The 11344-nt window shown below is 73.4% G+C and carries 11 protein-coding genes; 6 read left to right on the top strand and 5 right to left on the bottom strand.

What is annotated here, in order from left to right:
• The first annotated feature begins 33 nt into the window (after positions 1 to 33).
• From VIU94_RS10480 to VIU94_RS10470, 3 genes are all read left to right on the top strand, one after another.
• Positions 34 to 780, top strand: a complete 747-nt coding sequence (locus tag VIU94_RS10480) for a glycerophosphodiester phosphodiesterase (RefSeq protein WP_414720921.1) — start codon at positions 34 to 36, stop codon at positions 778 to 780.
• Positions 781 to 911: 131 nt separating this feature from the next.
• Positions 912 to 1151, top strand: a complete 240-nt coding sequence (locus VIU94_RS10475; RefSeq protein WP_331909963.1) for a hypothetical protein — start codon at positions 912 to 914, stop codon at positions 1149 to 1151.
• A gap of 6 nt (positions 1152 to 1157) precedes the next feature.
• Positions 1158 to 2606 (top strand): MbnB/TglH/ChrH family RiPP precursor modification enzyme, encoded by a 1449-nt coding sequence (locus VIU94_RS10470; RefSeq protein ID WP_331909961.1) that lies wholly within the window; start codon positions 1158 to 1160, stop codon positions 2604 to 2606.
• Between the two features lie 9 nt (positions 2607 to 2615).
• On the opposite strand, the gene VIU94_RS10465 is transcribed toward VIU94_RS10470, so the two are convergent.
• Complete coding sequence (locus tag VIU94_RS10465; RefSeq protein ID WP_331909959.1) at positions 2616 to 3266, bottom strand: TetR/AcrR family transcriptional regulator; 651 nt, start codon at positions 3264 to 3266, stop codon at positions 2616 to 2618.
• A gap of 251 nt (positions 3267 to 3517) precedes the next feature.
• Between VIU94_RS10465 and ddaH the strand changes: the two genes are divergently transcribed.
• Positions 3518 to 4351: a dimethylargininase gene (gene ddaH, locus VIU94_RS10460; protein ID WP_333783823.1), complete on the top strand. Its 834-nt coding sequence runs from the start codon at positions 3518 to 3520 to the stop codon at positions 4349 to 4351.
• A 19-nt stretch (positions 4352 to 4370) separates the two neighbouring features.
• On the opposite strand, the gene VIU94_RS10455 is transcribed toward ddaH, so the two are convergent.
• Positions 4371 to 5363 carry a small ribosomal subunit Rsm22 family protein gene (locus tag VIU94_RS10455; RefSeq protein ID WP_331909957.1) on the bottom strand — a complete coding sequence of 331 codons (993 nt, stop codon included), beginning with the start codon at positions 5361 to 5363 and terminating at the stop codon, positions 4371 to 4373.
• A gap of 215 nt (positions 5364 to 5578) precedes the next feature.
• On the opposite strand from VIU94_RS10455, the gene VIU94_RS10450 reads away from it, so the two are divergent.
• Positions 5579 to 6865, top strand: a complete 1287-nt coding sequence (locus tag VIU94_RS10450; RefSeq protein ID WP_331909955.1) for a hypothetical protein — start codon at positions 5579 to 5581, stop codon at positions 6863 to 6865.
• A gap of 110 nt (positions 6866 to 6975) precedes the next feature.
• On the opposite strand, the gene VIU94_RS10445 is transcribed toward VIU94_RS10450, so the two are convergent.
• Positions 6976 to 8253: a Bcr/CflA family multidrug efflux MFS transporter gene (locus tag VIU94_RS10445; protein ID WP_331909953.1), complete on the bottom strand. Its 1278-nt coding sequence runs from the start codon at positions 8251 to 8253 to the stop codon at positions 6976 to 6978.
• Between the two features lie 169 nt (positions 8254 to 8422).
• Complete coding sequence (locus VIU94_RS10440) at positions 8423 to 10060, bottom strand: alkaline phosphatase D family protein (RefSeq protein ID WP_331909951.1); 1638 nt, start codon at positions 10058 to 10060, stop codon at positions 8423 to 8425.
• Positions 10061 to 10193: 133 nt separating this feature from the next.
• Here VIU94_RS10440 and VIU94_RS10435 point away from each other — a divergent pair, with 133 nt between their 5' ends.
• Complete coding sequence (locus VIU94_RS10435) at positions 10194 to 10970, top strand: SDR family oxidoreductase (RefSeq protein ID WP_331909949.1); 777 nt, start codon at positions 10194 to 10196, stop codon at positions 10968 to 10970.
• Between the two features lie 140 nt (positions 10971 to 11110).
• On the opposite strand, the gene VIU94_RS10430 is transcribed toward VIU94_RS10435, so the two are convergent.
• Positions 11111 to 11344: nuclear transport factor 2 family protein (locus VIU94_RS10430; protein ID WP_331909947.1), on the bottom strand; the 234-nt coding region annotated here is incomplete at its 5' end.

Raw genomic sequence — 11344 nt, 5'->3', positions numbered from 1 at the left:
CGGCAGCCGTCCGTGCGCGGGGTCGAGGGGGCCGTGCGGGGGCCGGTCCGGGGCTCCGCCCGGGTGACCATCGACACACTTCCGGAGCCGTCCCGCCGGGTGGTCTGGACGGCGCACCGCGGCGGCGCGCTGGAGGCCCCGGAGAACAGCATGACCGCGCTGTCGAAGGCGTACGCGCGCGGGACGGCGGACGTCCTGGACGTGGACGTGCGGATGCTCCGGGACGGCGTCCTGGTGGCGATGCACGACGCGACGCTGGACCGCACGACGTACTCGACCGGGCCGGTGAAGGAGCTGGAGGCGCGGGACTGGGCGCGGGTGCGGCTGCGCGGGACGCGTCCGGCGCAGCGGCCGCCGACGCTCGCGGAGGTGCTGGAACGGTTCGGCGGGCGGCGGGTGCTGATGCTGGAGGCGAAGGACCCGGCCTCCCTGGAGCCGCTGGCCCGGGCGCTGCACGCGCGCGGTCTGGCGGACTCCGTCCTGGTCAACTCCAACCGGCCGTGGGTGGCCCGGGAGGCGCACCGGCTCGGGCTGCGGGCCCAGTTGTGGCGCTCGGCGCGCCAGATGCGCGACGACGACCCGACGCAGTGGCGCGACGTCGTCGACGTCCTGGACGTCGACCACCGCGCCCGCGACGAGGACCTCCGCCGCGCCGTCCTGTCCGGCGTCCCCCGCGTCTGGGCCCACACCGTGAACACCCCCGAGGCCCGCGACCGCGCCCTGCGCCTCGGCTGCGACGGCATCATCACGGACGCGCCGGAACGACTGGGCCGGGAGTAGTCACGTTGCGCGACGGGAAGGGCGTGGCGCGTCACCCGGAGTGACGGGGCGGGGTCATGATGGCCGCCCGAGGCCGCGGTCGTCACGGCTCCCGCGCGGGGGCGGGTCGCGGCCGGAGAAGAGGAGCGCACATGCCGAGCAACCTCGCACGAGGGCCCCTTCCGGACCCGTGGCTGGTCAACATCACCGTCCCGGTGTCCGTGGCGAACGAACTCGACCAGATGCAGACCGTGATCAAGAAGGTGATGACGCAGTACGGGTGTCCCACCTGCCACTCCGGAATCGACCTCCGGATCAACATCGCCCGGGACTTCGTGGTCAACCCGGCCGGCGACGTCTTCCAGGGCACGGTCCTGCCCGTCACCGGGTAACGGCCGATGACGCAGCTCGGCGTGGGCCTCACCTACGTCCCCGGCCTCGACCGGATCCTCGACGCCTGCGCCGATCTGCTGGACGTCGTCGAGATCGAACCGCAGACCCTGTGGCGCATCCGCTCCGACGGCACGATCTCGACCGACGAGGAGGTGCTGCGCCGGCTGGCGGACCTGCCCGGAGCCCGGCTGCTGCACGGCGTCGGCAACCCGGTCGGCGGCTGCCGGCTCCCGGACCGCGCGCACACGGCCCTCGTCGGCGAGCTCGCGGAGCGGCTCGGAGCGCCGTGGGTGAGCGAGCATCTGGCGTTCAATCAGGTCGGCGGGGAGGGAGAGGGCGGGCGCGCGAACGAGGACGAGGGCTTCCACACCGGCTTCATGCTGCCGCCGCGCCAGACGCCCGGCGGCGTCCGGACGGCCGTCCGCTCGGTCCGGGCGATGGCGGACGAACTGCCCGTCCCCCTCGCGGTGGAGATCGGCGCCAACTATCTGAGGCCCCGGGCCGACGAACTCGCCGACGGGGAGTTCGTGCGCCGGGTGGCCGAGGGCAGCGGCTGCGGGCTGCTGCTCGATCTCCACAACGTGCTGGCGAACGAACGCAACGGCCGCGGCAGCGCGGACGAGCTGGTGGCGGCGCTGCCGCTGGACCGGGTGTGGGAGGTGCATCTCGCGGGCGGCCTGGACCATCGCGGTTACTGGCTGGACGCCCATCACGGCCTGCCCGACGACGAGCTCATGGCCCTCGCCGAGCGGACGCTGCCCCGGCTGCCGGCCCTGCGCGCGGTCCTGTTCGAGGTGACGCCGTCCGCCGTGCCGCAGCTCGACGCGCAGCCGGTCCGCGCGTTGCTCGCACGACTGGACGCGCTGTGGGACCGCACCCGGCGACTCCCGCCCGTACTCTCCGCGCCGCCCCGGCCGGCGGAGGCGCCGCAGCCCGGCACGGCGTCCCCGTCCCCGTCCCCGTCCCCGTCCCCCGAGGAGTGGGAGCACACCCTGGGCAGCCTGGCGGTCGGGCGCGCACCGGCCACTCCCCTGGGCCGGGAGCTGGCGGCCGACCCCGCCGTCGGACTTCTCCGGGAACTCATCACGGAGGCCAGAGGCGGCGCCCTGGCCGGGGCCCTGCCGAACGCGATGCGCCTGCTGCTGCTCACCCTCGGCGGCGCGGAGGTGAGCGAACTCCTCGACGCGTACGGCCGCGCCGACACGCCCCGCCTGTTCGCCTCGCACGAGGCGGCTGCGTTCGCGGATCACCTGCGGCGGGTCCGTCCGGACGTTCCCTGGCTGGACGACGTGCTCGCCCTCGACCTCGGCCTCCTCCACGTCCGCTTGGACGGCGAACCCCGCACCGTCAGCCTCGGCACCGAGCCGACCGCCCTCCTCACCGCCCTGGGCGCGGGCCGCCTCCCGGTCGCTCCGCCCCGCGGGGAGTTCCGGGTCGAGCTCGTCGACCGGTGACTCCCAGCCCTACGGACGCGGGGCGAGCCCGCGCAGGACGTGGGTGAGGACCGCGTCGGCGTAGGCGTGGGTGAGAGGGAGGCTGCGGTACTGCCAGCGCTGGGCGAGCGGGGCGGTGAGGAGTTCGACGGCGACGCGGATGTCGGCGTCGGGGGCGATGTCGCCGTCCTCGCGGGCGGCCTCCAGGCGGCGGACGTAGTGCTGGAACTGGGGCTCCACGAGCTTCTCGGCCATCTGGGCGGCGAACTCCGGGCTGACCAGCCCCTCCGCCGCGAGCGCCCGGGTCGGGCCGTCGTACTTGGGGTCGTTGAGCTCGTCCACGGTGGCCCGCAGCACGTACCGCAGGTCGGCGGCGAGGTCGCCGGTGTCGGGGATGCCGCTCTCGGCGTCGCCCCCCAGGGCCTCGTTCGCCTGCTCCGCGAGGTCGAGGTAGGCGTCGAGGAGGACCGCGGCCTTGGAGGGCCACCAGCGGTAGATGGTCTGCTTGCCCACGCCGGCGCGGGCGGCGATGCCCTCGACGGTGGTCTTCGCGTAACCCGCCTCGGAGACGAGCGCGAGCGCGGAGTCGAAGATCGCACGACGCGAGCGCTCGCTGCGACGGGAGGCGTCGGGGGCCTTGGCGGGCGGCGTGGCGGGCTTCGCGGGCTTCTCGGAGGTCATGCCACCAGCTTCGACGAGACGAATCGTCTCGTCAAGCGCGGCGTCCGGTCCGCCCCGGGCGCAGTGCCCGCTCCGCCCCTGGCGCGGCGTCCACTCCGCCCCAGCGCACTACCCGACCCCCTGGCAATGATCCACGGTGTACCGCAGTGTTCCCCAGAACCACCCGATCGGTTCACTGCGCGAACGCCGTCCACAGCGGACCATGGCTCCACGCACACACCGTGCGCCCTGCCGTTCGTGAGGAGCCCTCATTGCGCTCATCGCTGCGCGAGGCATCGCCCCGCCGTTATCTGATGTGCCCACCCACGCACTTCAAGGTGACGTACTCCATCAACCCATGGATGGATCCCGCGAAACCGGTCGACCTCCGTCTCGCCCTCGCCCAGTGGGAGGACCTGCGGGACCGCTACCAGGCCCTCGGCCACACCGTCGAACTCCTCGACCCGCACCCCGACCTGCCCGACATGGTCTTCGCCGCCAACGGCGCGACCGTCGTCGACGGCCGGGTGCTCGGCGCGCGGTTCGCGTACCCGGAACGCACCGCCGAGGCCGCGGCCCACCTGGCCTGGTTCCGCGCCCACGGCTTCACCGAGGTGCACGAGCCGGAGCACGTCAACGAGGGCGAGGGGGACTTCGCGGTCACCTCCTCGTACCTGCTGGCCGGCCGGGGCTTCCGCTCCAGCCCGCTCTCGCACGACGAGGCGCAGGAGTTCTTCGGCCGCCCGGTGATCGGCCTGGACCTGGTGGACCCGCGGTACTACCACCTGGACACGGCGCTGTCCGTCCTGGACGACGCGGCCGACGAGATCATGTACTACCCGGGGGCCTTCTCCCCCGGCAGCCGCGCGGTCCTGGCCCGCCTGTTCCCCGACGCCCTCATCGCGGGCGAAGAGGACGCCGCGGCCCTCGGCCTCAACGCGGTCAGCGACGGTCGCAACGTCCTGCTCCCGCAGGCGGCGACCGGCCTGTTCGGCCCCCTCCGGGAACGCGGCTTCGAGCCGGTCCCGATGGATCTGGGCGAACTCCTCAAGGGCGGCGGCAGCGTGAAGTGCTGCACACAGGAGCTCCGGCCCCCGGAGGGGTAGGAGCCCGGCGGGGCGGCTCCTACCCCTCCGGGGGCCAGGCGTCGCCCCACTCCGCGTCCCGCGCCGCCTTGTACAGCGCGCCGTGCCGCTTCGTGACCGTGCTCCGGGACAGGCCCTCGCCCTCCGGGCCGCACAGGTCGAGCAGCACCTGCCCCTTGCGGATCTGCGGCCTGCGGGTCACCCGGGAAAGCGCCGGGGACGTGGCGAACCGGGTCGCCGCGACATAGCTGAACTTCTCGTCCTCGTACGGCAGCGAGCCGCCCTTCACCTGCCGGTGCAGCGAGGACCGGCTCACCCGCGCCGCGAAGTGGCACCAGTCCGTGCCCCTCTCGATCGGGCAAGCCCCGCTGTGCGGGCATGGCGCGGCGACCCGCAGCCCGGCCCCGATCAGCAGCTCGCGCGCCGCGATGATCCGCTCGTAGCCGTCCGGCGTGCCCGGCTCCACGATCACGACGGCTTGCGCGACCCGCGCCGCCTCGGTCACCACGGCCGTCCGGTCGGCCTCGGTCAGCTCCTTGAGGACGTACGAGACGGTCACCAGGTCCGTGTCGTCGAGCCGCATCGCCGACCCGATCCGGGCCCGCCGCCACTCCGCCTCGAACGCCCCGGCCGCCAGCTCCCGGCCGAGCGCGAGGGCCGGCTCGGCCCAGTCCAGGACCGTGGTGCGCGGGCCCCCGTCCGGCTCGTCCTCCCACGCCTCGGCGACCGCCCAGCTCGCCGCGCCGGTGCCGCCGCCGATGTCGGTGTGCGTGCCCGGCCGCCAGTCCGGCACGGCGTCGCGCAGCGCGTCGAGCACGGAGCGGACCGCCTCGAAGGTGGCCGGCATCCGGTACGCGGCGTAGGCGGCCACGTCGGAGCGGTCCCGCAGCACGGGCGCGTCGGTCGGGGTGGTCCCCCGGTAGTTGGCGATCAGCCGCTCGACGGCCTGGGCGGCCTGGGTGGGCGGGAGTCCGTCGAGCAGCCCGGCGAGGGCTGCGCGCAGAGCGTCGGCGGTACGGGGCGAGGCGTTCACCACGACATTTTAGGCAAGTCCGAGCGGCGGACCACGGCCCGGCCACCCAGCTTCGATTGCTAGGCTGGGCCGCTGTTGTCGGGGAGGGGGCAGAGCTGACCAGGCGTGGTGTTTTCAGCAGATTCGGCGGATTCGGCCGATTCGGAGGAGGCGGGTCCGGCGGTCCCGGATTCGGTTCGAGCTTGGGGGCGACTCCCAAGGAGCGGGCCGTCCGCATGGGCATGCTCTCGGGCCTGGGCATCCTGCTCCTGCTCCTGCTCCTCTCGATGTGCGACGCGGGCGAGGCCGCGGAGGACGCCAAGGCGAAGAAGCCGCTCAAGGTCCCGGGCCCGGCGACCAAGCTGACCGTGCCGGACAACTACGCGACCGACCGCGGCTGGGAGGCCGCCGACGCCTCCCCGGAGTACGCGCTCGCGCAGTCCTCGGGGCTCGTCGGCTACCTGGAGCGCGTCGGGCAGTTCCAGTACCGGCTGCGCGCGGTGGAGGCCAAGACCGGCAAGACCGTGTGGGCGGGCGAGCCCTGGCGGCCACTGACCGCCCCGGGCAGCTTCCCGCGGCTCCTGTCGGTCACCAAGGGCGACAGCCAGTACTTCGTGGCCTGGTCGTACGGCAGCACCACCGCCGAGGGCCTGAACTCGACCGGCTCGTTCGTCTCGCTCGACATCTACGACACCGCCGACGGCGGCCGCCAGCGCGTCGAGGTCCCCTGGACCGACGCGCCCATCATCACCGGCACCGGCCCCGGCATCCTGATCGCCGACGGCAAGGCGAAGAGCGCGGTCGTCGACCCGGACACCGGCGAGGTGACCTCGGTCGCGCCGGCCCAGCTCGGCTACCCCGCGGGCTGCGCGAACTGCCGCACGCTGACCGAGGTCATCGGGGTCACCGACAAGGGCCTGCTGGTCAGCGGCGCCCGCGAGTTCTGGGTGCGCGGCGGCTGGTACAGCAAGACGCTCGCCCCGCGCACGGCGGACGCGACCAGCGGCCTGCCGACGGCGGTGACGTCCAAGCACGTCCTCGCCCGCTGGCACTACGCGCCGAAGACGCCGAAGGCGGCGACGCACGAGATCTGGGCGGTGCACGCGCTCGACACCGGCAAGATCGTGGTCCAGGCCGAGTGCCGCCGGCCGACGATAGCGCCGAGCGAGTACCCGCAGGCGGCGGTCTCCCCGGACGGCCGGTACCTCGTCGCCGGTGCCCTGGCCTTCGACCTGCAGGAGAAGAAGGGCTACTGCATGGAGGAGACCGACGGCACCAACCGCCTCACCCTGGTCTCCGTCTCCAACGAGGGCATCGTGTACGGCGCGGTCGGCGCCCGCAGCGCGCGGGACGCCCTCGCGGGCGCGGGCGCGCCGCTGACGGTCGACATGTACACCGGCGAGCCGGAGCTGCTCGAGTCCAACATGCGTCTGCCGCAGGCCGAGACGCTGGGCATCGGCATCTTCCGCTGGACGGACGCGAAAAACCGCCGGCATCTGATCGCGTACCGGATCGACGAGTGAGCGTGCGGGAGTGACGCGGCAGGAGTGACGCGCGGGCCGGGGCCGAAGAGGCCCCGGCCCGTCTTTTCTGCCTTTCTGCTTTTCTGCGTCAGGCCTTTGCGTCCCGCCCGTCAGGACTCCGGCTCGGCCTCCGCCCGCCACGGGCGGCACAGCAGCAGGAAGCAGGCGAGCGCGGCGACCGCACAGGCCAGTTGGACCACGGCCATCGGGACCGCCGTCGCCTCGCCCGCGATGCCGACGAGCGGCGAGGCGATCGCGCCGATCAGGAACGACGACGTGCCGAGCAGCGCCGAGGCCGAGCCCGCCGCGTGCGGGGTGCGCATCAGCGCCAGCGCGTTGGTGTTCGGCATCGCGAGTCCCATCGCCGACATCAGCACGAACAGCCCGGCCGCGATCCCGACCAGACCCACCTCGCCGAACACCCCGGCGGTCATCAGCAGCAGCGCCGTCGCCGCCAGCGTGATCACCGTCAGCCCGAAGCCCAGCGCCTTGTCCAGGCTGACCCGGCCGACCAGCAGCTTGCCGTTGATCTGGCCGACGGCGACAAGGCCGATCGAGTTCAGCCCGAAGAGCAGGCTGAAGGTCTGCGGCGAGGCCCCGTAGATCTCCTGGACCACGAACGGCGAGGCCGAGATGTACGCGAAGAGCGCGGCGAAGGCCAGTCCGCCGGCGAGCATGTAGCCGGTGAACACCCGGTCCGCGAGCAGCCCGCGCATCGTCCGCAGCGCCTCGCCGACGCCGCCCTCGTGCCGCCGCTCGGGCGGCAGCGTCTCGTGGAGGAACCGCCACACCACGAGGGTGAGCAGCACCCCGACGGCGGTCAGGGCGTGGAAGACGCCGCGCCAGTCGGTGATCCGCAGGATCTGGCCGCCGATGAGCGGGGCGATGATCGGGGCGACGCCGGAGATCAGCATCAGCGTGGAGAAGAACCGGGCCATCTCGACGCCGTCGTACAGGTCGCGGACCACCGCCCGGGCGATCACGATGCCGGCCGCGCCGGCCAGGCCCTGGAGCAGCCGGAAGGCGACGAGCAGTTCGATGCCGGGTGCGAACGCGCAGACCGCGGTGGCGGCGACGTACACGATCATGCCGACGAGCAGCGGACGGCGGCGGCCCCACTTGTCGCTCATGGGGCCGACGACGAGCTGGCCGAGGGCCATGCCGGCCAGGCAGGCGGTGAGGGTGAGCTGCACGGTCGCGGCGGGCGCGCGCAGCACGTCGGTGACCTGCGGCAACGCGGGCAGGTACATGTCCATCGAGAGCGGCGGCAGCGCCGTCAGCCCGCCCAGGACGAGCGTGACGAGCAGCCCGGCGCGCCGGGCGGCGGCGACGGGCGCGCGGGCGGGTATATGGCCTTCGGTCGTGGTGGTCCGGCCGCGCTCCTGCATCGACAGCTCCGTTTCGTGGGATCCGGCCCATCTTCTCAGCACGGGGGCGAGTGGGACGGCCGCCGTCGGGCCCTTGGTCGACGGGACAGCGCGGACGCCGGCGCGGTACGAGGACCGGGCCGGCGTCCGATGCTGCGGGCTTCTGCGGGCTGCTGCGTCGAGCGGGCGGCTACGCCGGGGTGAGCCCCGGGTTCCCCGCCTCCGTCACGAACGAGGCGGCCGTGGTGATCGGCGCGCCCGGCGTCGTCACGGCGGCGACCGTGCGGAAGTCCGCGCGGGCGCGCTCCGGGCCGAGGTCGACCGTCACGTAACCGCGCCGCCCGTTGTAGAAGCGCAGGTGCGGGTTGGCGGCGGTGAGGTCGCCGTAGTTCGCGGGACGGTCGGAGCCGTCCTTGCCGCTGCTGATGGACGTGGCGACGATCTCGGTGCCGACGGTCCGGGACGCCGGGTCGCGGAAGTCCGCCTTGATGTCGAGGCCGTACCCGACGTGGACGTCGCCGGTGAGCACCATCAGGTTCTCGACGCCGGCCGCGGCGGCCCCGTCGAGGATCCGCTGCCGGGAGGCGGGGTAGCCGTCCCAGGAGTCCATGGACAGCTTGAAGGCGGCGGTCGGGACGTTACGCCGCTGCGAGAAGACGACCTGCTGCGGCACCACGTTCCAGGTGGGGCGCGCGGCGCGCCAGCCGTCAAGCAGCCAGCGCTCCTGGGTCTCGCCGGTCATCGTGCGCGAAGGGTCCTCGGACTCCGGGCCGGGTACCTGCCAGCCGTCGCCGTAGGCCTGGTTGGAGCGGTACTGGCGGGTGTCGAGGATGTCGAACTGGGCGAGCTGCCCGAACCGCAGCCGTCGGTAGAGCCGCATGTCCGGGCCCTCCGGCCGCTGCGGGGCGCGCAGCGGCTGGTTCTCCCAGTACGCACGGTACGCGGCGGCCCGGCGCAGCAGGAACTCCTCCGGCGGGACGTCGTTCTCGGGGATGCCGCCCGCGTAGTTGTTCTCCGTCTCGTGGTCGTCCCAGGTGACGACGAAGGGGTGCGCGGCGTGCGCGGCGCGCAGGTCGGGGTCGGACTTGTAGAGGGCGTAGCGCAGCCGGTAGTCCTCCAGGGTGAGGGTCTCCCGGTTGAAGACGGCCGGCAGCCGGCGGTCGGTGTAGGCGCGGGCGCCGCCGGTGGCGTTGACGGCGTACTCGTACAGGTAGTCCCCGAGGTGGAAGACGACGTCGAGGTCCTCCTCCGCGAGGTGGCGGTATGCGGTGAAGTAGCCGTCGTGGTACGCCTGGCAGGACACGGCGGCCAGCTTCAGTCCGGCGGGCCGCGCCCCCACGGCGGGCGCGGTGCGGGTGCGGCCGACCGGGCTGACCCAGCTGCCGGCGCGGAAGCGGTAGAAGAAGCGGCGGTCGGGGTCGAGGTGGGCTATCTCGACGTGGACGGAGTGCTGGAACTCGGGGTGTGCGGTGGCGCGGCCGCGCCGGACGATCCGGGTGAACCGCTCGTCGTGGGCGAGCTCCCAGAGGACGGAGACGCGCTCGCGCGGCAGCCCGGCGTCGGGTTCGAAGGGACGCGGGGCGAGCCGGGTCCACAGCAGGACGGAGCCGGGCAGCGGGTCGCCGGACGCCACGCCGAGGGTGAACGGGTCCTCGGCTATTCGCCGCCCGTCGAGCTCGGCGGCGCTCGCGCTGCCGGCCGCGGGAAGTCCGACGGAGAAGGCGAGCGCGGCGGCCGCGGCGGTGACGGTGAGGAATCTACGGCGGCCGGGGCCGAAGTGCTGTGCGGCGGCGCGGAATTCGGGTGTGTGACGGTTCACGGGTGTCATGTGCCCCTCCCCAGACGACAGCGTTGTGACGCATTGGAGTGGCGCGGGACGTCCCTGGGTTGTCGGGTACAGAACATCCGCGTGTCGGACGGATGAGTGTTCCGTGCACCGATCTCCCGTACGCTGCGCGCCCATGAGCATCGCAGTGGTGACGGGAGCGGGTTCGGGCATCGGCCGCAGCGTGGCCCTGGCCCTGTCGGAGGCTGGCTGGTCGGTCGCACTGGCGGGCCGCCGGTCCGAGCCCCTGGAGGAGACGGCCCGTCAGGCGGCAGGGGGCACGGCCGGAGGCACGGCTGGGAAGACGGCCGGCGAGACCCTGGTCGTCCCGACGGACATCACGGACCCGGCGGCGGTCGCGGCCCTGTTCGCGGCGGTACGCGACCGGTTCGGCCGGGTGGACCTGCTGTTCAACAACGCCGGCTCGTTCGCGGGCGGCGGCACGCCGGTGGAGGACCTGGAGTACGAGACCTGGCGCACGGTCGTCGAGGTCAACCTGACCGGCTCGTTCCTGTGCGCGCAGGCCGCGTTCCGGACGATGAAGGAGCAGTCCCCGCAGGGCGGCCGGATCATCAACAACGGCTCGATCTCCGCCCACGTCCCGCGCCCGCACTCGGTCGCGTACACGGCGACCAAGCACGCGATGACCGGCCTGACGAAGTCCCTGTCCCTGGACGGCCGGCCGTACCGGATCGCCTGCGGCCAGATCGACATCGGCAACGCGGCGACCGAGATGACGGCGCGCATGCAGACGGGGATTCTGCAGGCCAACGGCGAGACGGCGGTGGAGCCGGTGATGGACGCGGCGGATGTCGCCCGGACCGTGGTCCACATGGCGGGGCTGCCGCTGGAGGCGAACGTGCAGTTCGCGACGGTGATGGCTACGGCGATGCCGTACATCGGGCGGGGCTGAGGGGCGGGGCCGGGGCCTCGGAGGGCGGGGCTGAGAGGCGGGGCCGCGCCTCGGAGCCGTACGGGCGACTGCGTACGACCCCGAGGATCTGCCTACTCTCCTGACGAATCGTCAACGCGCGCGTGTGGCGGCTTCGGTTTCTACGCCTGTCCGGTCTCGAAGCGCGTGACCTTGCCGCCGTCCACGGTGAACTGCCACCGGGTGCGCATCTCGCCCCAGGTGTCGTTGCGGTAGCGGGCGACGAGAGTCAGACCGTCGTCCTTCTCGGACTCGACCTCCATGTGGCCGCGCGAGGAGAAGATCTCCTTCTCGGTCCACTCGGCGATGTCGCGGTCCGTCCCGTCGTCGGCCATGCTCGCGCCGGGCGCGAGCAC

This window comes from Streptomyces sp. (assembly GCF_036566765.1).
Classification (GTDB): Bacteria; Actinomycetota; Actinomycetes; order Streptomycetales; family Streptomycetaceae; genus Streptomyces.
The sequence above is the reverse complement of the archived record's forward strand: the minus strand, read 5'-3'. Positions and strand labels throughout refer to the sequence as shown.

Bases quoted from the DNA above. Each gene is read 5' to 3' on its own strand.
- VIU94_RS10475 (WP_331909963.1), top strand. From the start codon at position 912: ATGCCGAGCAACCTCGCACGAGGGCCCCTTCCGGACCCGTGGCTGGTC.
- VIU94_RS10445 (WP_331909953.1), bottom strand. From the start codon at position 8,253: ATGCAGGAGCGCGGCCGGACCACCACGACCGAAGGCCATATACCCGCC.
- VIU94_RS10450 (WP_331909955.1), top strand. From the start codon at position 5,579: ATGGGCATGCTCTCGGGCCTGGGCATCCTGCTCCTGCTCCTGCTCCTC.
- VIU94_RS10470 (WP_331909961.1), top strand. From the start codon at position 1,158: ATGACGCAGCTCGGCGTGGGCCTCACCTACGTCCCCGGCCTCGACCGG.
- VIU94_RS10465 (WP_331909959.1), bottom strand. From the start codon at position 3,266: ATGACCTCCGAGAAGCCCGCGAAGCCCGCCACGCCGCCCGCCAAGGCC.
- VIU94_RS10440 (WP_331909951.1), bottom strand. From the start codon at position 10,060: ATGACACCCGTGAACCGTCACACACCCGAATTCCGCGCCGCCGCACAG.
- VIU94_RS10435 (WP_331909949.1), top strand. From the start codon at position 10,194: ATGAGCATCGCAGTGGTGACGGGAGCGGGTTCGGGCATCGGCCGCAGC.